Here is a 19,646-nt window from a genome sequence, read left to right as displayed (position 1 = left end):
GATGACCCAGGATTACATGGTGTTCAAGAATACAGCCGATATCGAACGCCTTTTGGCCGGGCTGACCAAGGCAGGTGTGCCAGAGATGTCGGCATTGGCAAAGGCAGGCATGAATCCGAAGGACCGGCTCACAGGGGCGGAAATAAAGTCTCTCATGTTCGGGCACGAAACGCGCGGAAAATTGGTAATGCCCACGTTCCTGCCGATGCAGCGCACAACCTCGGTCGACGGCGCCGTCAGCGAGACCGTTGGCCAGAGGAGCCGCGTAGGAACCTCGTGGGTGCAAGGCGATTTCTTGTGCAACGCCTTTCCCATAGAACTGACAAGCTGTGGGGCGATTTTTCGCAATGTGTTCAGGACGCCGGGGCGCGACGACGAATACAAGGCCGTTTACCGCGGGGACCAGTTCGAGTTTTCGGTCGTCAAGTGAACTCCAAAATGCCGCAAAAGCCCGAAAGTCTGCTTGCCGAGTAGACGCGACGTTGTTGGCATAACTGCAAACGTCGACAATTGGCGCAGCCGCGACCTCCAGTGAGGTCGTCACTAGCGTCCGCTTTTAGAGTCCCCGATAGGGGATCAGGAAACCCCACGCCTTTAGGCGGCTGGGATCGCGGCGCTTGCCGTGTAGACTGGCTGGATGGAAGCGTACAAGCGTGGCAGCCACACGGTTTGGGACTGCAAGTATCACCTGGTTTGGGTGACGAAGTACCGTTACGCGGTGCTTGGCGGCGACGTTGGAAACCGGTGCCGGGAGTTGCTGCGCGAGACGGCGCGCGCGCATGAGATGGTTGTGCATGCCGGCTCGATCAACCGCGACCATGTGCATATGCTGGTGTCGATCCCGCCGCGGCTGTCGGTATCGCGCGCGGTGCAGCACCTGAAGGGGCGCAGCTCGCACAAGCTGCTGAGCGAGTTCGCAATACTGCGCAAGCGCTACTGGGGCCAGCACCTGTGGGCGAGAGGCTACTGGGTGGTGAGCAGCGGGAATGTGACCGACGAGATGTGGGCCGAATACATCATGAACCAGGAGCCGCCCGAGCCCGACGACAACTTCAACGTGACGTGAGTTCGCGCCCTGTCCGCCGGACGGCGGACCGATCCGGCTTTGAGCCGTAACTTGAAGCCACCGCCTTTAGGCGGTGGAGTATTCACGCAGTGGCAGAGCTAGCTTTAATGACTGAGATTAGGCGCATTGCAGCCATTCGCAAACTTGAGGACGTCAGGATACAACTGCTTACGATCCGGCCAAGTGTCCGGAATCGCCTCGGCTTGCAATTTCGTGCGGGGAACGTTCATCAACTCCATGACCTGATGGTTCGGAACTTTTTCCGCAGACCAGCCCGCGCAACATGCCGCGCCGCAGCCTCGTCGGCTTCCAGCCAAACAGTGGCAGCCTGATCCTCGTCCTCGGTAGGCTTGTCGTCTTCTGGAAAGCCCTTGATGTCGCAGCCTTCCAACGCGAGCAGTCCTTCCGCGCCCTGCAAGGCCGTAATGCCGGTACGTGCAAACACCGCTTCGGCTGCCGCAATGCCGCGTCGAGCTCTTGGGGTGTCGCCCCTTCAATGTTCAAGCGAAGTTCCATGGTTCGCCTCCTATGGCTATTTCTGCCGATGTGAACAAAAAGAGAACACAGACGCTGGCCGGCGAAGCTATGGCAAAAACCGCGGAAGACAATTTCCGGATCGAGGTCTGGGATCGCGACGAACAGGCCCTATCCGAAACCATTTCGCGTTCCCTGATTCAACGGTGAGTCAGGCGGCCTGGCAGGCCGCCATCCGGCGCCGGCCGGGCATGTTGCTGATCCACTACAACAGTCGGCATGTGATGGAGAAAATCCTGACACCAGGCGAGGTCAAGATCCCACCGCAGGCCATCATCGATGGCAGCGTTCACGCTGCCCTGGACCGTGGCGCTCGACGATCTTCGCGAGTGGCATGTGCTGCGAGCTTGGTGCAGATCCTGTTCGCACCATGCAACGGTAAAGCCAGCCAGCCTCATTGAGCGCTATGGAAAAGGCGCTCTATTCAGTTCGGTCGAGCGAGCGCTCTTCTGCACAAGTTGTGACAGGGGAGGGCCTGTCAGGATGGAAATTCACAAGCTGCCACGCAATTGAGGGATGAAGGGATGGAAGACCTCATCGATTTCGGCGCTGGGTCGGACACTCCGATCGCGATCAGCGGTCGCACTGTCGAGAGCCGGAAATCTCGCGCCATCTCCGCCGGTCGACTTCACATGCGGACCACCGCGGACGGGGACAGTCGGTCCCGCGTCCCGTCCTGCGGCCGGCGCTGTGCTGACGCTCCTACGGCTGTCCCGTTCACCGCCCGCGGCGGGGGCGAATTTCCTCCGTCCTGCGCGCGACAATGGTCCGCTGTTGCGGCCGCGCGCAGGACTGCGGCTTATACGCCGTTCTTCCTTTGAGCGCCGACGGTCGCCGGCGCGGAGATGCTTGGGCATGGAACCGAATCCCAGGCAGGGTATTGAATCGCTCTAAGTATCTGAGTTCAGCATGGCTGTAGACGGCACCGTCAGCAAAAGGCGCACACGGCCCAGAGACTCAGAATCTGTCGCTACATATCGGCTCCCGGAGTTTCGTCCCTTCCAGCTATGCACGCTGACAGACCATATACCGGTGGGCGGGGATTGGCTCTTCGAGATGAAGTTCGACGGCTATCGTGCCCAAGTCGCCATCTCCGGCTCGAATGTAGTCGTCTATACCCGCAATGGCCACGATTGGACCCGACAGTTCAAGGTCATCTTGCCGCCGCTTCAGAGACTGACCAAAGGCGCGGTTCTGATCGATGGTGAGATCGTCGCCATCGACAGCCAGGGGCGCACGAACTTCTCCATGCTGAAAACCGGCATTGCCGCGGGTATGCCCCTCAAGTTCTACGCCTTCGATCTGCTTGAGTTCGATGGCGAAGATCTGTCGAAACAGCCGCTCCTAAAGCGCAAGGAACGACTTGAGTCCCTGCTTGGCGCTCGCAGCCCCGACGACAGCCTGCAATTTTCCAGCCACATCGTCGACCACGGCAGAAAGGTGTTCGACGCCATGTGCGAGGGCGGTCACGAAGGCGTCATCGCCAAGCGCGCCGACAGCCCCTACGTCGGCGAACGCACCTGGAGTTGGCTCAAGATCAAGTGCACGAAGCGACAGGAATTCGTTGTCGGCGGCTATCGCCCAAGTGACACAGGACATGGCATGGCCTCGCTGATCCTGGGCACTTACGACAATGGCAAGCTCATCTATCGCGGCCGCGTCGGGACGGGGTTCACTGCGGCGATGCGCAAGGACATCCTCGCGAAGCTCGAGAAGCGCCGTGTTGAGAAACCGGCTTTCGCCTCCGTCCCGAGAGACATTGCCCGACGTGCCAAATGGGTGAAGCCCGAACTTGTTGCCGAGGTTACCTATGCCGAAGTGACACCGGACGGCAGCTTGCGGCATCCAAGCTTTGAGGGCATGCGCGAAGACAAGCGGGCCGACCAGGTCGTGATGGAAATGCCGAAGACGCCGGCAACTCTTGGCTCCGCCAATCTCGATCCGGGAATTGGCAAGGAGATCGCCGCTGCTGTCGGCGTCAAGCTGACGCATCCGGACAAGGTCATGTATCCGGCGACCAAGGTCACCAAGGCCACGCTCGCCGCCTACTATGCCGTTGTCGCCGAGAAGATGCTGCCGCACATCCAGGATCGACCGCTGTCGCTGGTGCGCGATACCGACGGCGACCTGCAGCAGACCTTCTTTCAGAAGCACAGACTGCCAGGCATGCCCAAGGCCATCCATGACGGCCAATTGGAGAAGATGTCCGGTAAGGAAAGCCGCATCTTGTGGGTCGATGACTTGGCTGGGTTGATCGCAGGTGTCCAGATGAATGTGCTCGAATTCCACATCTGGGGAAGCCGTCGCCAGCAGCCGGATCTGCCGCACCGCATGATCTTCGACATCGACCCCGACGAGGGCTTGGGCTTTACTGCCGTTAAGCAGGCAGCCCTCGACATTCGGGGCATTCTGGAAGCGCTTGGACTGCAGTCGTGGCCGTTGCTCTCTGGCGGCAAGGGCGTTCATGTGGTCGTGCCACTCGTCCCGGAGGCAGACTGGGACCAGGTCAAGAGCTTCTGCCAAGATTTCGCCGAACTGCTGGCCCGCACAGATCCGTCGCGTTTCGTCGCCAACATGAGCAAGGCGAAGCGCAAGGGCCGAATGTTTCTCGATTACCTGCGCAACGGCCAGGGCTCCACTGCATCTGCCCCTGGTCGACGCGGGCACGCGCGGGGGCGTCGTGTGCGGTGCCCGTCAGCTGGGATGAGTTGCCCACCTGCGAAAGCGCCAACAGTTTTGATGTTTTCGCCGCCGCCGCGCGGGCTCAGTTGCCCGAAGCCTGGGAAGGTTATTTCGACGTCGAACAAACGCTTACCGACCGCATTCGCCACGCAGTCCGGTAGCCATAACCACACCTAGATAATCAGCGACATTTGCTGATTTGGCGCGGTCCGCCTTTGCCCCAAGTTCGAGAGCGTCCCCTTCTGCGGGAGGCCCCGGCAAAGCCGTCGAGAGTGAGAGTACGGAACGGTTTGCCGTGACGGGTTGAGAGCTGGAGGAGAGCCGTGTTCGCCCTTGCGGACATGGCCGCCCAGCGATAGCGCCTGGCGGAAAGTCAGCCAGCCCTGGACGGGAGTGATCGTCGGTCACGGTAAAGGCCATGAGTTGCTCGAGCTTCATGCCATCCTGCTCGTAAACCTCCTGCAGCTTGGCCGAAACCCTGGCCAGCCTCAGGCGCTGCTGGACGGCGGAGTACGATCGGCTGGAAGCCGAGTATGGCGAATCCGATGAACTCCCCGACGATGTCGATCAGCGCCTCGGCCAGATCGAGACCGCGCTTGAGGCTCTTCACGCTTGCTATCTTCGCCCTCCCGTTGTTCGTCGGCGTCAGCGCAGGTACGTGGGCATTCAACACCGGCGCCGGCTGGCTTGGCGCGATCCTCGTCGGCATCCTCGCAGCCGGGTTGACGCTCGGCGTCGGCCAAATGTTCCTCGGCGTTGTTCGTCCTACGTGGGCGAAGCTGGCGATCACGCTGGTCTTCGTCGCGCCTGCGATCGTTGCCGGCTACCATGCCACCCATGGCTTCGCGAAGCACATGATACCTTCGGAGATCTGGCAGATCGCCTTTTCCGTCATTGGCGCGACCGCCGTCGGCATCACGGCATATCTCCGGGTCGCGGGCATGACAGCCGCCGACCAATCCGGCAGGGACGTGGTTCGAGCCTAGACCCGCGTGAGCGAGGCGGGTGGACCAGACCGACGAAGGCCCGGCCTCCTCATTATCGGTGGTTGGAGCAAATCGGGCTAGATGCCAAGCATCGAGCTGCCAAACATCGAGCAACGGCCACGTGCGGCGCGGCCTCGTTTGTGGCCTTGAACTCTGTTCGGTCGATGCTGCAAGGCAGGTCCGGCCATTCGGTGGCAGGACGGCAGCGCGACCGGTGACGGGGGCGTTGCAGGTGCACCGCATCTGGTGCCTGGAATGCGTGGGCGATGCCAATGAAGCTCGTAGCGATCCGCTGGCGGCGCATTGGACGCCAACGTCTCCGTTGCCAATCCGTCCCAAGAGCGCTCCAAACGGCCTCTTCAATGGGCTGATCTGGCCGAAGGACGGCTGAAGCCTCGACCGCCTAGGCCGCAACGGCGCGTCCGACTTTCTTCCCCTGCCGGCGCCCACCCCATTGCCGCAAGCGGATGGGGACCCCGAGCGCCGCCATTCCTCGCGAGACAAGAAAGCCGTTCCTGCGCCGTCCTCCGCGTTGCTCCGGTCGCAAGCGATGCGTCGTCGGTCGCCTCCGGCCACCCGATCGCCATCGAGGCCGCATGGTGCGGGCTCGGAACAGAAAACGGAGACTTACAATGGCTACCATCGGCACCTTCAAGAAGTCCGCCTCGAACGAATTCACCGGCGAAATCGTCACCCTCAGCGTCCAGGCCAAGAACGTGCGCATCGTCCCAGACATCCGCGCCACTGGCGAGAACGCTCCCAGCCACCGGGTGCTGGTCGGCCGCGCCGAGATCGGCGCCGCATGGTCGAAGACCTCCAACGAGGGCCGCGACTACCTCGGTCTCAAGCTCGACGATCCGAGCTTCAACGCCCCGATCTACGCCAACCTCTTCGACGACGAGGAAGGTGAGGGTTTCTCGCTCATCTGGTCCCGCCCGAGCGCGCGGCGAGGCGACTGAGGACCCGCGCAGGCCCCGGCCGCAAGGCTGGGGCCTCTTCCGCGGACGGTCCGGTTCGATTCACCCAAGCCGAGAGCGATGCCGAAACCGCATCGCCTGATGCTTATCAGCTATCCTCCGTCGGCGCTGTTGTTTCTATAAAATGCTTTCACTCTGTGAAGACGAGGCAAGCGATGATCGAGCCGTTTGACGAAACCGCGCCGACCAGTGACGAACTCACCGAATACGATCGGGAACACGTCAAGCTCTATATGCGCCTGCTTGACGCCGCCGACGACGGCGCGGACTGGCGCGAGGTGGTCGAAATCCTCTTCGGCATTGATCTGACGAAGGAGCCACAACGCGCCCGGCGCATCCATGACAGCCATCTGGCGCGAGCGCGCTGGATGGCGCGTGCAGGCTACCGTTATCTCTTGCGTCGACCCGGCAACTAGCACCACAGCGCCTGTGGTTTCGCGGGTGGTTGCGCAGTGGGGTCCCCCCATGCCCGGCCAGGGGGTTGCGGCCAACGCGTCAACCCGGCATAGGTTGGTGGGGGGGGGGGGGCGGTTTTTTGGGGGGGGGGATGGGCGGCGCGCGGGGTTGTTGGGGCGTGCCGGCACCCTTTCTCCTTGGGGCCGCCCCGGAAACACCCCCCACCCCGCGTGTGTTTGGGGGGGTTTCGCCTACGGGCAACCCCCCGATGCCCGGCAAGGGTCTTCCGCCAATCGCTACAACCCGGAATCGTTTGGAGGCGGGGTCTACGCGTTTTTTGCGAGGAGCTCTTGGATGAGGCCGGATACGTCGCATTGGCGAGACAATGACAGCTACGATTATTTCGATACTTTACCCATCGAAGGGCTCGCCTGGGAGTGTCTGAGGCGTCACGAACCCTATCAACGGCACTACCAAGCGCTCCTGACCATAAGAGCTGAAAAAGCACCCTTCCACCCTGAGGCACAGCGGCAGTGGGGGTTGCGATTTTCCGGCCAGGCCGGATTTGTCCGCCTTGGCGCAGGACGTTCTGTGGTCGCCTGACGTCGACCCAGCTGTGGTTTCTCTCGTGCCGGCGCTGGAATTCCTGTCGTCCTTGCGATCGGCGCCTTTGACCGGCCTGGGCGTGCTCCACGACAGCCCGGAAGGACGCCACACTGTCCATAGTGCAGGTGTCGCGACCCAACTTCTCCTTCTGCCCGGCAGTGACCCGCACGGCCACCTCGCGGCGCTGGTCCCCTTGGATGCAGAAACGTTGGGACGGATCGAAGCACTCACCCGTTTCTGGCGTTCCTTGCAGGGGCGCCCCACACCTTCGGACACGCGGATGACCCCGCAGCAGCGCCGCCGCTTTCGACTGATGATACAGGCCGCTGACGGCCACTCGAATGGCGCTAGCTACCGCGACATTGCGATCGCCCTTTACGGGTTTAAGCGCGTCGCCGCCGATCCTTGGAAAACCTCCGCGCTGCGCGATGCGGTGATCGGTCTCGTCGAAGGCGCCACCGCCATGATCGGCGGCGGCTATTTGCAAATCCTGCGTCATCGCCGTCGATCCTAGCGGGTCTGGCCGCGCAAAAGGGGTGGAGTTTTAGCCCCCCTCAACTTCCCCATCCCTGACGAAGCTTACTCTCCGCCACCGTGGTCTCCGTCCACCGCTGAACGCCAGCGGCTGCCCAAAACCCCACGGAGGCTCGACCCATGCGACCCGATATCGCCGTTTTGCCGCCGCGCTTCCTGCGCACCAAGGAAGCCGCGGATTTCCTCAGCCTGTCCGCCCGCACGCTCGAAAAGCACCGGACCTATGGCACCGGTCCTTCCTACCGCAAGCTCGGCGGCCGTGTCGTCTATGCCGTCGACGATCTTCAGGTTTGGGCCGAACGCGGCGCTGTCACCTCTACATCCGATCCGCGTGGGTCGGTCCTGCCCGCCAAGCGTCACACGCCGACGCCGCCGGCGCATGGCGGACGATACGCACGCTGACCGCGCGCGGATTTCCAGATGGTGGCGCGAAACCAAACCCTTTCGGAGCGCGGGCAGCTCGACCTGTTCCGGGCGCTGCCTGGCGACTTCGCCCCACGAGACGCGCAGGATCTCATGGCCTATCCGTTCTTCGCCCTTTCCAAGACCCATCGCATCACCCCGATCGATTTTGCGGCCGGCAACGTCACGATCCGGGTCGAGGCCGTACCCGATCACGGCATGGCGACCATCTGGGACGCCGACATCCTCATCTGGGCCGCCAGCCAGATCGTCGAGGCGCGTGACAGCGGGCTTCGCACTTCGCGGCTGATGGCCACCACGCCCTATGAGATCCTCACCTTCGTCGGCCGAGGCAAGAGCCTGCGCGACTATCAGCGCCTGAAGGCGGCGCTTGACCGGCTGCAGTCGACCACCGTCTCGACGACCATCCGTCAGCCCGCTGAAGGCCGGCGTCACCGCTTTTCATGGATCAATGAGTGGCAGGAGCGCATCGACCGCCATGGTAAACCCGCGGGGATCGAGTTGATCGTCCCCGACTGGTTCTACCAGGCGGTCCTCGATGATGCGCTCGTGCTGACGATTGATCGCACCTATTTCGACCTGACTGGCGGGCTGGAGCGCTGGCTCTATCGGCTGGTGCGCAAGCATGGCGGACGCCAGCGCGACGGCTGGCGCTTCGACTTTCGTCACCTTCACCAGAAATCCGGCAGCCTGTCGCCCTACAAGCGCTTTGCCTTCGAGCTGCGCGACATCATCCGCCGCCAGCCGCTGCCCGGCTACACCCTTGCGCTGGAAGTGGAGATTGGCGGCCGGGTTCTGCTTGCCTTCGAGCGGATCGGCTCCTGTGGAAAGCCTGTGCTATCGGGAACCGGACCTATCGTGCCATCGGGAACCGCAGGCTCGTGCTATCAGGAACCAAAACGGAGCCTAACCCTAGGAAAGCAAAGCCGAAATCGCGCCCTTAACTTAGAATCTAACCAAGATTCTAACTTTGAAGAGCGCGCGCGCAATGTGCAGAGGCTCATCCGACGAACCAGCGACGCACTCAGCATAGACACCGACAAGACCTCGAATGGGCCATCGGTTTCTGGCGGCAGCAGCACGGCAACCATCGGCTCCGAAGTCCCGAATCCGCCTCTTGATCCGCGCCCGGGAGCCACCCGATGATCGCCGCACTGCTCAATCAAAAGAGCCGTGTCGGCAAGGCAACTTTGACGCTGCATCTCGCCGGTGAATTGACCTCCAAGGGAAATCAGTTCGCGACCTTGGTCGTGCGCCCGACCACCGACATGACGACTCAGGAGCGCGACCGCATCGCCGCCTTCGAGCACGACGTCATCGTCGCCAACACTCGGCGCGAGATGCTCGTCCCAGCAACATTAGGAGAACCCTCATGACTGGCATCGCGGCTCCCCGCATGCGCGGCACGTTCCCGGCCACGCACCACGCTACCGACAATCTCATCCATGTCGAACTGACCTGGGTCGAGAAGAGGATTGAGAACTGGATACGGTTCGGCACGCACGCCCACGAACAGATCATCGATCGTCGCCGGCGCATCCTGTCCTATCGTCCCGGCGCGGTCTTCGCCTTCGTGCGCTGGGCGGCGAACGATTTTGGAACGATCATCTCACGTGTCGACATCGTGCGTGCGGTCGCGTCTGGCGAACACTATCAGACACTGCCCTTCGTGCGCCCCGGAGGCGACATCCTCCTGAAGGTCGAGAGCTGGCCCAAGGTCGAACGCGTGCTGCAGGCGATCGACGCCATCCAGCGCCTCGACATCGAGCCTGAGTTGGTGTCGCCCGATCATTGGCGGCACATCCACAACCGGATAACCGCCGGCCACGCGCCGCGCAGCTACACACTCGACCAACATCGCGCGTTCCTGCTGCGCAAGAGGACCGAGCCGTGACGCGCGCCGGGATCATCCTCGCTAGCGTTCTCGCAACCATGGGCGTCGGTTATCCCGGCCTCACTTCGATGCCCGCGAAGCTCATCTGGAATGCGTCAGCTAGCGCACCGATCGGCTTCTACACGATCGACTTCGACGGACCCTTCGAGGTCACCGATCTTGTCGCCGTCGACGCGCCCGAACCACTCGCGGCGTTCCTCTCTGATCGCGGCTATCTGCCGAGGGGCGTGCCACTCTTGAAGCGCATCCTTGGCGTTTCCGGGCAATTTGTCTGTCGCTCGAACCTCACCATCACTGTCGACGGTGTCGAGGCGGGCGCGGCGCTCGAGCGTGATCGGGCCGGCCGTGACCTGCCGGTCTGGCAGGGCTGCCGCCGCATTCCGACCGGCGAGGTCTTCCTGATGAACTGGCAGGTCCGCGACAGCCTCGACGGACGTTACTTCGGCCTCCTTTCCACCAGCCAGATCATCGGCCGTGCCGTCCCGTTGTGGACAGACGAGGAGGGCAACGGACGCTTCGAATGGCGCGCGCCAACGCGGTGAGCGCGCGACCGGCGGCGCGCGTCGTGCCGCCAGCCTTCATCACCGCACCACTGAAAACAGGAGCCTGACATGCAACAGATCGGGGAATTCACGCGCCAGAAGACTGGCTATAGCGGGCGGATCCACACGCTCAGCCTCAACCTGGATATCGCCATTGTGGCGGCAGAGGCGAGCGAAACGGAGAATGCGCCTGACTACCGCGTTCACGCCGGAAACGACGACGGCCCCGAGATTGGTGCCGGCTGGAAACGCTCCAGCGAAAAGGCCGGAGACTATGTCTCGATCCAGCTCGACGACCCGACCTTCGCGCAGCCGATACGCGCGAACCTCTTTCGCAATGGCGACGACAAAACCTCCTGGTCGCTGCACTGGGCGCGACCGCGCGACCGTAGCGAGAAGGATTGAACGATGCGCGCTCGCCGTCCGTCGACGAGCCATCGCGGTGCGCCCGGGCCGCTTCGCGCTGCCCGGCGCATGGCTCTGCTCCTCCTCTGCGGCCTGACCGTCGCGACCGTCATGCCGGCGGCGACAGTGGCGCAGGACTTGGCCGTCCCAAGCCCGTCCCAACGCGATCCGTTCGGCGCGCATATCGCAGAAGCCTCGCACCGCTTCGGCGTTCCAAACGCATTGATACGCGCCATCATGCGCAAGGAGAGTGCGGGCGATGTGCGCGCCGTCTCCAGCGCAGGCGCCCGCGGCTTGATGCAGATCATGCCCGGCACATGGGATGATCTGCGCGCCCGCTGGTCGCTTGGCCGCGATCCGTTCGATCCCCGGGACAACATCCTGGCAGGAACGGCGTATCTGCGCGAACTGCACGATCGCTTCGGCTCACCGGGGTTTCTGGCGGCCTACAACGCGGGACCTGCGCGCTACCAAGCCTACCTCACTGGGCGTCAATTACCGGCCGAGACCCGCGCCTATGTCGCAGCACTTGCCCCCCTGTTCGGTGAAAGCGAGGGTATGCGCCCTTTCGCAGTCACGTCTGTCGAGGCCATTTCGTGGAAGCACGGCTCGCTCTTCGTCGGTCAGCCGGATCGCATACAAGCTGTCGCTCACGTGCCGACCGAGCGACCACCAAATAACGCGAGCTCCGCATCCACCGTGCGCGATGTCTCCGCCATCGTGCCGCTGTCCGAAGGCCTCTTCGTGGCGCGAGCGGGCGAAGGGATCCAGCCATGAGCGCGCATGGTCGTCTTCGCGCAACCGCAAGCTCCAGCGCACCGTGGCGTGGGTGGAGGCGGAAGGTGGGCAGAACAACCGGAAGATGGCTAGATAAAAGGCCGCGAGGTGCGGCGTCGATCGGTTGTGTTGTTTCAAGAGGTTATGCAGGAGTTCCGCGAGGTGCGAAGATCTGCCGCACCTCGCCGGAGCACTGTTTTCGCTGTGATTTCCATGCCTTGATACGATGTGCAGATCTTCGCCATGAACGGTGAGGATGGTTTCCGAATCCGCCCCGGCCGCATCCGCTCGTCTGGAACCCAGCGCGCCAGGCCCTTCATCGCGCAGGCGCTTGCCGCCGCTCAGAAGGCCGGCGCCCGCATCTCTCGCTCCGGCCGGATCAGTCCGGGCAATCGCTCGACGTTCGGGCGTGGCCGCTCGGCGAGCGTGCGCGCCAATCGTCTCCTCACCGGCCCCTCGCGAACCGTGATCATCAAGACACGGCTGGTGCGCCATCACGCGCGCGGCGCGCCGCTTGCGGCCCATCTCACCTATCTGCGCCGCGAGGGCGTCACCCGTGACGGGGAGAAGACAAGGCTGTTCGGGCCGGAGACCGGTGAGGTGGATGGGGGTGCTTTCGCCGAGTGGTGCGGCGATGATCGCCACCACTTTCGCTTCATCGTCTCGCCGGAAGATGCTGTAGACATGGCGGACCTCAAAGCCTTCGCCCGCGATCTAATGGGCCAGATGGAAAAGGACCTCGGCACAAAGCTCGATTGGGCCGGCGTCGATCACTGGAACACCGACAACCCGCACCTTCACATCATCCTGCGCGGTCGCACTGATGACGGGCAGGATCTCGTGATCTCCCGCGATTACATCAAGGAGGGAATGCGCGCCCGCGCCGCCGATCTCGTTACCCAGGAACTCGGCCCGCGCACAGATCTCGACATCCGCCGCAATCTGCAGCGCCAGGTCGAGGCCGAACGCTGGACCCAGCTTGACCGGCAGCTTGTTCGCGATGGCCGCGACACAGCCGTTGTCGATCTTGCGTCCCCGACGAACGCCCAGCCCGACGAGTATCACGTGCTGAAGGTCGGGCGGGTGCGCAAGCTCCAAACCCTCGGCCTTGCCGAACAGGTCGGCCCGGGCCAGTGGATCATCGACGACAAGGCCGAGGCGACGCTGCGCGAGCTTGGCGAACGCGGTGACATCATCAAGCGGATCGCCCTGACCGAAAAGGGCATCGAGCGCGGCTCGGCGACCTATGTGCTGGCGGCGGAGCGCCTCGACACACCGATCGTGGGTCGGCTGGTCGACCGCGGTCTCGATGATGAGCTGAAGGGCAGCGCCTACGCCGTGGTCGATGGCACCGACGGTCGCACACATCACATCAAGCTGTCCGATCTCGATGCCGCCGGCGACAGCGCTCCGGGTTCGATCGTCGAGCTGCGCAAGTTCCATGACGCGCAGGGACATTCGCGCGCAGCACTTGCCGTCCGTTCCGATCTCGATATTGAGCGGCAGGTTTCCGCCGCCGGCGCGACCTGGCTTGACCGTCAGAATATCGCCCGCGAACCGATTGCGCTGTCGGAAGGCGGCTTCGGCGCCGAGGTGCGGCAGGCAATGCAGCGCCGCGCCGACCACCTCGTCGAACAGGGCCTCGGCGAGCGGCAGGGCCAACGCATCAGCTTTACGCGCAATCTGATCGACACGCTGCGTCGCCGCGAGTTGGAGGCGCTCAGTGAAAAGCTCTCGGCCGAAACCGGCCAGCCTTTCAACCGCACCCGCGGCGGCGAATATGTCACGGGTTCCTACCGGCAGCGCTTCACGCTCGCGTCGGGCCGCTTCGCCATGATCGATGACGGCCTCGGTTTCCAGCTGGTGCCTTGGACGCCGTCTCTCGAAAAGCATCTTGGCCGCCACGTCTCTGGCGTTGCTCGCAATGACGGCGGCATCGACTGGAGCTTCGGCCGCAAGCGAGGCCTCGGCCTCTAACCTCACGTTGAAGAAAGGACCGTGACTATGTCCGCCACCAAGATTCTCTGGGGCCAGATCCTCGCGGTCTTGATGATCGTGCTGATCACCACCTGGAGCGCGACGGAGTGGGTGGCCTGGCGCCTGGATTTCCAGCCCGAGCTCGGCAGGCCATGGTTCCATGTCCTGGGTTTTCCGTTCTACCTTCCGCCGTCCTTCTTCTGGTGGTGGTATGGCTTCGATGCTTACGCGCCGTCGATCTTCGTGGAGGGAGCCTTTATCGCGGCGTCGGGCGGTTTCGCGTCCGTCGCCGTCGCCATCGGCATGTCGGTATGGCGGGCTCGCGAGGCCAAGAAGGTCGAGACCTACGGCTCCGCCCGCTGGGCAGACAAGCAGGAGGTCAAGGCATCTGGCCTTCTCGGCTCCGATGGAGTGGTGCTTGGGCGGTTTGACGGCGCCTATCTGCGCCACGACGGACCGGAGCACGTGCTGTGCTTCGCGCCCACACGTTCGGGCAAGGGTGTCGGCCTCGTCGTCCCGTCACTGCTGACCTGGCCGGGCTCAGCCGTCGTTCACGATATCAAGGGCGAGAATTGGCAGCTCACCGCGGGCTTCCGCGCCAGGCATGGCCGTGTCTTGCTGTTCGATCCAACCAATTCGAGATCCTCGTCCTACAACCCGCTGCTTGAGGTGCGTCGCGGCGAATGGGAGGTCCGCGATGTTCAAAACATCGCCGATATCCTGGTCGATCCTGAAGGCTCGCTCGAGCGGCGAAATCATTGGGAGAAAACCAGCCATGCCCTTCTGGTCGGCGCGATCCTGCATGTCCTCTACGCCGAGCACGACAAGACGCTTGCCGGCGTTGCCGGTTTCCTCTCCGATCCAAAGCGTCCGATCGAATCGACGCTGTCCGCGATGATGAAAACTGCGCATCTGGGTGAAGCGGGTCCGCACCCGGTCATCGCCAGCGCCGCGCGGGAGCTCTTGAACAAATCAGACAACGAGCGCTCGGGCGTGCTGTCCACCGCCATGTCGTTCCTCGGCCTCTATCGCGATCCTGTCGTGGCCGAGGTCACGCGCCGCTGCGACTGGCGCATCACCGACCTTGTCGACGACGACCATCCGACGACACTCTACCTCGTCGTACCGCCGTCCGACATCAACCGGACCAAGCCGCTCATTCGCCTGATCCTCAATCAGATCGGTCGCCGCTTGACTGAAGATCTGCAGGTGAGGGCCAAAGGGCACCGGCTGCTCCTGATGCTCGACGAGTTCCCGGCGCTTGGCCGCCTCGACTTTTTTGAGTCGGCGCTCGCCTTCATGGCCGGCTACGGCCTGAAAAGCTTCCTGATCGCTCAATCCCTCAATCAGATCGAGAGGGCGTACGGCGCCAACAACTCGATCCTCGACAACTGTCATGTCCGGGTAAGCTTTGCCACCAATGACGAGCGCACCGCCAAGCGCGTGTCGGACGCGCTGGGAACAGCGACCGAGATGAGGGCCATGAGGAACTATGCCGGCCACCGGCTGTCGCCGTGGCTCGGTCATCTCATGGTGTCCCGTTCGGAGACGGCTCGGCCTCTGCTGACGCCTGGTGAAGTGATGCAGCTGCCGGCCACCGACGAGATTGTCATGGTTTCGGGTGCGCCGCCGATCCGTGCCAAAAAGGCGCGCTATCATGAGGATGTTCGTTTCCGGGAACGTATCCTGCCGCCGCCGGTGCTGACGGCGGCGGCGGAGGAGGGGAGGCCCGACGACTGGACCAGACTGCCTCTGCCTTCGCGTCCGCAGATTGGTGAAGCCACGTCGGCGCCGTCGGCCACGGATGACGACACAACTGATTCCGAGCGTCGTCGACAACCTGAGCTCAGTCGCGTCGAGCAGGTCGTGAAGCCTTCGACCGAGAACGAATTCGAGATCGATCACCTGGATGACGTGGAGGACGAGGTTGCCCGCAACCGTCGACTGACGCGCCTCATGCAGGGCATTGCGCGGCAGGCGTCGCTCGACCCCGGCGACGGCGTGGATATGTGAGGCTCCCATGATAAAGGCACCCCGCAAACAACGCCTGTCCGTCTATCTCGATCCGAAGGTCATGAGCAGGCTGGCCGAACATGCGGCGCGACGAGATCTTTCACGATCACTCGTTGCCGAGGCGGCCATCGAGTCGTTCCTCTCGCCCGATGCCGCCGAGCGCCAGGAGGCGGCGATCACCAAGCGGCTCGATCAACTCGATCGCCGTACGGCACGCCAGGAGCGCGATCTCGGGATTGCCGTGGAGACGCTCGCTGTTTTCGTCCGCTTCTGGCTGGCGACAACACCAGCGTTGCCCGAGCCCGCGGCACAGGCAGCCCACGCCAAGGCTGGCGAGCGCTATGATGCCTTCGTCACCGCGCTCGGCCGGCGCCTGGCGAAAGGTCCAAAGCTTCGGCAGGAGATCTCCGAGGACATCGATGGCGGTCTGGACACAAACCAGCCCGGCACGCCCGCGCGCTAAATGGACTGGCGGACCGAGATTTCGCAAGCATCAATATGTAAAATATATCAAAGCGTTGGAACGATATGTTGTCATGGAACGTGCGTTGCCAACCTGTCGGGTTTGGCAGACGAGAACTAGACAGCCGCAGGGTGGGGTCGCTGATACGGGAACCATGTTGGGCGCGAAATCCGCAAATTAAGATCCGTGATTGCATGAGGGACCACCCCTTCATGAGCTTCTATGATCACTTGGAAGAAACAGCCGTCTGAGCCGAACCAGTCATTTTCAGTGGCTAGGCGGTGACAGGATTTTTCGTTGAAAATTATAGTCTGTATGCTATAAGGCAAAGGGCGAATGAGAAACCAAAAGCCCACGGTATGGATGGGGTCGTCGAAGGACGACCTGCGCGAGTTTCCGGTCGAGGTTCGCCGGTTGATGGGTGTCGCAATCAACGACGCCCAGAATGGTGAGGAGCACCCGGCTGTCAAAGCCCTGAAAGGGTTTGGGGGCCGCAGCATCCTTGAGGTGGTCGACGACTTCGACGGAGATACCTACCGGGCCGTCTACACAGTCCGTTTCGCTGGTGTGATCTACGTGCTTCATTGTTTCCAGAAGAAGTCGAGGAAGGGCAGGGAGACGCCCAAGCACGAAATCGATCTCGTGACAGTGCGATTGAAGGCGGCCGAGGCGCACTATCGCGAAAACTATGGGAAGGGAACAAAGTTATGACAGAAGACATCACCGCCGAAGTGAGCAGCGGCAATGTGTTTGCGGACCTCGGCTTTGACAATCCCGAAGAGGAATTGCTCAAGGCCAAGCTGGCCCGCGAGATCCGCGCCATTATCAAGCGCCGGCGCCTGACCCAGGCGAAGTCGGCTGAACTGCTCGGAATGAAGCAGCCCGACGTCTCCGCGATCACCACCGGGCGGACGGGTAAGTTTTCGATAGACAGGCTGGTTCGCTGTCTGGACCGGCTCGACTACAAGGTCGACGTGGTGGTTCGCCACAAGCCTCGCCGGTCAACTCGTGCTGAAGCCGCGTGATCTGACGGCTTTGCCGACGAGCGCACAATTGATTATCCAGGTTCGGATGGGCGCCACCGCAACCAGGACGGTAGGATTAGCGAAAAGCACGGGAACACGAAGGCGGACACCCTTCGTCAGACCTACGGCGACAATTTCCCAGCTGGGCTTCGCAGCGACTCGAAGCTATCGACGGTGTTGCAGCGCGCCAGCGTCGGGTCTCTAAGCCCCGTACCTAAGGCGCGCGCTTAGACCTCAATCCAAGCGTAGGCGGCACCAAAGATCCCGAGCGTCAGAGCAATAAACCAAGCCCATCCCTTCAACGAGGCGCGCACGTCTTCACGCTTTGCGCCTTTTTCGTTGTCGTAGTCGTCCATAATCAGCCTCCATGTTTTCGATCATAGGGTTGGTACAAAATCAAGAGACGCTGGGCAACCCTCGTAGCTGTCGCAGCGGATTCGCCTGATATGCGCAGTCTAATACGTGGATTACGGGTCCCGGCCTGTCGAGGACCATATAGATAATCGCCGTACCTAAAGCAGAACTAATAATCGCCGACTTGCGCCGTTTACGTCGGCACCGCCAATCTCCTGTATTTGCACGCTAAGCCACTACGCCTCGACATAGGTGTTGAAACCTCTCGAGATACGGCTCTCTTAATCATCCCCGTCCAGGGGCCGCCAATGTTCCCCCGGATCGAAACGGGGACAGGATGGCAGCTTCGCCTCACAATTCAGAAGGTCTGGCTCGCGGCGCACGCATGTTGCGCACAGCGCTCGGACCCGCGATCGCCCGCTATCTCGACGACGCCGGCATCGTCGAGGTGATGCTCAATCCCGATGGGCGTTTGTGGATAGATCGCCTGTCCGAGGGATTGTCCGACACAGGAGAGCGCCTGTCGGCTGCGGACGGCGAACGCATCGTTCGCCTCGTCGCTCATCATGTCGGTGCCGAAGTCCATGCCGGCGCCCCACGCATCTCGGCCGAGTTGCCCGAGACGGGGGAGAGGTTTGAGGGGCTCCTTCCTCCTGTCGTCGCAGCGCCCGCCTTCGCGATCCGTAAGCCCGCCGTCGCCATCTTCACCCTTGAGGACTATGTCGCGGCCGGGATCATGTCGGTGTGCCAAGCGGACACGCTGCGCCAGGGCGTTGCCAACCGCGCCAACATTCTCGTTGCAGGCGGCACATCCACCGGCAAGACCACGTTGATCAACGCGCTGCTCGCTGAAGTGGCCAAGACCGCCGATCGCGTCGTCATCATCGAGGATACGCGCGAACTGCAATGCGCCGCCCCAAATCTCGTGGCAATGCGCACGAAAGACGGTGTCGCGTCGCTCTCCGATCTCGTTCGTTCGTCGCTGCGCCTGCGCCCCGACCGCATTCCGGTCGGCGAGGTGCGCGGAGCCGAGGCACTCGAGTTGCTCAAGGCCTGGGGCACCGGCCACCCCGGCGGCCTCGGCACGATCCACGCCGGCAGCGCCCTCGGCGCGCTCCGACGCATGGAGCAACTCATCCAGGAAGCCGTCGTCACGGTCCCGCGCGCTCTGATCGCCGAGACGATCGACCTGGTTGCCGTCCTTTCCGGCCGCGGTTCCGCGCGCCGGCTGTCCGAGCTCGCTTGTGTCGATGGCCTGCGCCCGGACGGTGATTACCGGGTCGCGCCAGCCGTCCTCGCAAGCGGCGACAGCCCGACCTTGCTCATCCAAAGCCCTGAAGGAGAAAATCCATGATCCAACGCCTGCGCCTCGCGCGCCATCGTCTCGCCATGACCGTTTCGGGTGCCACGCTCCTCCTGGTGATGGCCGCGCCCGCCCATGCCTCCGGCTCGTCGATGCCGTGGGAACAGCCACTGCAACAGATCCTCCAGTCGATCGAAGGCCCGGTCGCCAAGATCATGGCGGTGATCATCATCATCGTCACCGGCCTGACGCTCGCCTTCGGCGACACGTCGGGCGGCTTCCGCCGGCTCATCCAGATCGTGTTCGGCCTGTCCATCGCTTTCGCGGCGTCGAGCTTCTTCCTGTCGTTCTTCTCGTTCGGCGGCGGAGCGCTGGTCTGATGGGGGGCGCTGTCGAACAGGGCGGCCCAATGCCGGACTACGCAGTGCCGGGTTATGCGGTCCTCGTGCACCGGGCGCTGACCGAGCCGATCCTGCTCGGTGGCGCCCCGCGTGCCATTGCCATCATGAACGGGACGCTCGCCGGCGCCGTGGGGCTGGGGCTGCGTCTGTGGCTCGTCGGCATCGCCATCTGGGCCATCGGCCATGTCGCCGCCGTCTGGGCCGCCAAGCGCGATCCGCTTTTCGTCGACGTCGTTCGCCGGCATCTGCGCATCCCTGCGCATCTCACGGTCTGAGCGAGGTCGCGCC

24 protein-coding genes and 3 pseudogenes are annotated in these 19,646 nt (G+C 62.9%); 24 read left to right on the top strand and 3 right to left on the bottom strand.

Annotated elements, in window-relative coordinates; all coding sequences use genetic code 11:
- Positions 1-430: pseudogene (locus NKH57_RS20800) on the top strand (adenylate/guanylate cyclase domain-containing protein); the annotation flags it as partial.
- Positions 431-637: 207 nt separating this feature from the next.
- Positions 638-1,066, top strand: coding sequence for an IS200/IS605 family transposase (tnpA, locus tag NKH57_RS20795; protein WP_352607671.1), 429 nt, complete (start codon positions 638-640; stop codon positions 1,064-1,066).
- A 229-nt stretch (positions 1,067-1,295) separates the two neighbouring features.
- On the opposite strand, the gene NKH57_RS20790 is transcribed toward tnpA, so the two are convergent.
- Positions 1,296-1,511 (bottom strand): hypothetical protein, encoded by a 216-nt coding sequence (locus NKH57_RS20790; RefSeq protein ID WP_352946800.1) that lies wholly within the window; start codon positions 1,509-1,511, stop codon positions 1,296-1,298.
- Between the two features lie 83 nt (positions 1,512-1,594).
- Here NKH57_RS20790 and NKH57_RS20785 point away from each other — a divergent pair, with 83 nt between their 5' ends.
- On the top strand, positions 1,595-1,750 hold the full coding sequence (locus tag NKH57_RS20785) for a hypothetical protein (RefSeq protein WP_352946798.1): 156 nt from the start codon (positions 1,595-1,597) through the stop codon (positions 1,748-1,750).
- Positions 1,751-2,509: 759 nt separating this feature from the next.
- Positions 2,510-4,443, top strand: a pseudogene (gene ligD, locus NKH57_RS20780) (DNA ligase D).
- A 156-nt stretch (positions 4,444-4,599) separates the two neighbouring features.
- Here the strand turns inward: ligD and NKH57_RS20775 are convergent.
- Positions 4,600-4,674 (bottom strand): annotated as a pseudogene (locus tag NKH57_RS20775) (ArdC-like ssDNA-binding domain-containing protein); the annotation flags it as partial.
- A gap of 168 nt (positions 4,675-4,842) precedes the next feature.
- Between NKH57_RS20775 and NKH57_RS20765 the strand changes: the two are divergent.
- From NKH57_RS20765 to NKH57_RS20685, 17 genes are all read left to right on the top strand, one after another.
- Positions 4,843-5,268 carry a hypothetical protein gene (locus NKH57_RS20765; protein WP_352946804.1) on the top strand — a complete coding sequence of 142 codons (426 nt, stop codon included), beginning with the start codon at positions 4,843-4,845 and terminating at the stop codon, positions 5,266-5,268.
- Positions 5,269-5,900: 632 nt separating this feature from the next.
- Positions 5,901-6,227: a DUF736 domain-containing protein gene (locus NKH57_RS20760; protein ID WP_352946795.1), complete on the top strand. Its 327-nt coding sequence runs from the start codon at positions 5,901-5,903 to the stop codon at positions 6,225-6,227.
- A 173-nt stretch (positions 6,228-6,400) separates the two neighbouring features.
- Positions 6,401-6,661 (top strand): DNA -binding domain-containing protein, encoded by a 261-nt coding sequence (locus tag NKH57_RS20755; RefSeq protein WP_352946792.1) that lies wholly within the window; start codon positions 6,401-6,403, stop codon positions 6,659-6,661.
- Positions 6,585-7,244: a transcriptional regulator domain-containing protein gene (locus NKH57_RS20750; RefSeq protein WP_352946789.1), complete on the top strand. Its 660-nt coding sequence runs from the start codon at positions 6,585-6,587 to the stop codon at positions 7,242-7,244. The genes NKH57_RS20755 and NKH57_RS20750 overlap by 77 nt, the downstream gene beginning before the upstream one ends.
- Complete coding sequence (locus tag NKH57_RS20745; RefSeq protein WP_352946787.1) at positions 7,216-7,761, top strand: DUF2285 domain-containing protein; 546 nt, start codon at positions 7,216-7,218, stop codon at positions 7,759-7,761. The genes NKH57_RS20750 and NKH57_RS20745 overlap by 29 nt, the downstream gene beginning before the upstream one ends.
- Before the next feature lie 140 nt (positions 7,762-7,901).
- The gene (locus NKH57_RS20740) at positions 7,902-8,183 is read left to right on the top strand and encodes a helix-turn-helix transcriptional regulator (RefSeq protein WP_352946784.1); all 282 of its coding nucleotides are present in this window, start codon (positions 7,902-7,904) and stop codon (positions 8,181-8,183) included.
- Positions 8,184-8,201: 18 nt separating this feature from the next.
- Positions 8,202-9,350: a replication initiator protein A gene (locus NKH57_RS20735; RefSeq protein ID WP_352946782.1), complete on the top strand. Its 1,149-nt coding sequence runs from the start codon at positions 8,202-8,204 to the stop codon at positions 9,348-9,350.
- On the top strand, positions 9,347-9,580 hold the full coding sequence (locus tag NKH57_RS20730; RefSeq protein WP_352946779.1) for a hypothetical protein: 234 nt from the start codon (positions 9,347-9,349) through the stop codon (positions 9,578-9,580). The genes NKH57_RS20735 and NKH57_RS20730 overlap by 4 nt, the downstream gene beginning before the upstream one ends.
- Positions 9,577-10,098, top strand: coding sequence for a DUF2840 domain-containing protein (locus NKH57_RS20725; protein WP_352946777.1), 522 nt, complete (start codon positions 9,577-9,579; stop codon positions 10,096-10,098). Before NKH57_RS20730 ends, NKH57_RS20725 begins: the two co-directional genes overlap by 4 nt.
- On the top strand, positions 10,095-10,640 hold the full coding sequence (locus tag NKH57_RS20720; protein WP_352946775.1) for a S26 family signal peptidase: 546 nt from the start codon (positions 10,095-10,097) through the stop codon (positions 10,638-10,640). The genes NKH57_RS20725 and NKH57_RS20720 overlap by 4 nt, the downstream gene beginning before the upstream one ends.
- 69 nt (positions 10,641-10,709) lie before the next feature.
- Complete coding sequence (locus NKH57_RS20715; RefSeq protein WP_352946773.1) at positions 10,710-11,045, top strand: DUF736 domain-containing protein; 336 nt, start codon at positions 10,710-10,712, stop codon at positions 11,043-11,045.
- A 3-nt stretch (positions 11,046-11,048) separates the two neighbouring features.
- Complete coding sequence (locus NKH57_RS20710) at positions 11,049-11,822, top strand: lytic transglycosylase domain-containing protein (RefSeq protein ID WP_352946770.1); 774 nt, start codon at positions 11,049-11,051, stop codon at positions 11,820-11,822.
- Between the two features lie 243 nt (positions 11,823-12,065).
- Positions 12,066-13,799 carry a relaxase/mobilization nuclease domain-containing protein gene (locus tag NKH57_RS20705; RefSeq protein WP_352946768.1) on the top strand — a complete coding sequence of 578 codons (1,734 nt, stop codon included), beginning with the start codon at positions 12,066-12,068 and terminating at the stop codon, positions 13,797-13,799.
- A gap of 27 nt (positions 13,800-13,826) precedes the next feature.
- Positions 13,827-15,812, top strand: coding sequence for a conjugal transfer protein TraG (locus NKH57_RS20700; RefSeq protein ID WP_352946766.1), 1,986 nt, complete (start codon positions 13,827-13,829; stop codon positions 15,810-15,812).
- Positions 15,813-15,819: 7 nt separating this feature from the next.
- Positions 15,820-16,275: a ribbon-helix-helix protein, CopG family gene (locus tag NKH57_RS20695; RefSeq protein WP_352946764.1), complete on the top strand. Its 456-nt coding sequence runs from the start codon at positions 15,820-15,822 to the stop codon at positions 16,273-16,275.
- 363 nt (positions 16,276-16,638) lie between these two features.
- Entirely contained in the window at positions 16,639-16,986 is a 348-nt protein-coding gene (locus NKH57_RS20690) for a type II toxin-antitoxin system RelE/ParE family toxin (RefSeq protein ID WP_502907320.1), read from the top strand.
- Positions 16,983-17,300 (top strand): helix-turn-helix domain-containing protein, encoded by a 318-nt coding sequence (locus NKH57_RS20685; RefSeq protein WP_352946760.1) that lies wholly within the window; start codon positions 16,983-16,985, stop codon positions 17,298-17,300. The genes NKH57_RS20690 and NKH57_RS20685 overlap by 4 nt, the downstream gene beginning before the upstream one ends.
- Positions 17,301-17,527: 227 nt before the next feature.
- Here the strand turns inward: NKH57_RS20685 and NKH57_RS20680 are convergent, their stop codons facing one another.
- Complete coding sequence (locus NKH57_RS20680; protein WP_352946756.1) at positions 17,528-17,656, bottom strand: hypothetical protein; 129 nt, start codon at positions 17,654-17,656, stop codon at positions 17,528-17,530.
- Positions 17,657-17,991: 335 nt separating this feature from the next.
- Here NKH57_RS20680 and trbB point away from each other — a divergent pair, with 335 nt between their 5' ends.
- From trbB to NKH57_RS20665, 3 genes are read left to right on the top strand one after another with little or no spacing between them, the layout of a single operon-like run.
- Positions 17,992-19,008, top strand: a complete 1,017-nt coding sequence (gene trbB / locus NKH57_RS20675; RefSeq protein ID WP_352605034.1) for a P-type conjugative transfer ATPase TrbB — start codon at positions 17,992-17,994, stop codon at positions 19,006-19,008.
- Positions 19,005-19,337, top strand: a complete 333-nt coding sequence (locus NKH57_RS20670) for a TrbC/VirB2 family type IV secretion system protein (protein WP_502900556.1) — start codon at positions 19,005-19,007, stop codon at positions 19,335-19,337. The genes trbB and NKH57_RS20670 overlap by 4 nt, the downstream gene beginning before the upstream one ends.
- Entirely contained in the window at positions 19,337-19,633 is a 297-nt protein-coding gene (locus tag NKH57_RS20665; protein WP_352605036.1) for a VirB3 family type IV secretion system protein, read from the top strand. The genes NKH57_RS20670 and NKH57_RS20665 overlap by 1 nt, the downstream gene beginning before the upstream one ends.
- Positions 19,634-19,646 lie beyond the last annotated feature (13 nt).

The sequence above is a fragment of the Mesorhizobium sp. M1050 genome (genome assembly GCF_040318715.1).
Classification (GTDB): Bacteria; Pseudomonadota; Alphaproteobacteria; order Rhizobiales; family Rhizobiaceae; genus Mesorhizobium.
The sequence above is the reverse complement of the archived record's forward strand: the minus strand, read 5'-3'. Positions and strand labels throughout refer to the sequence as shown.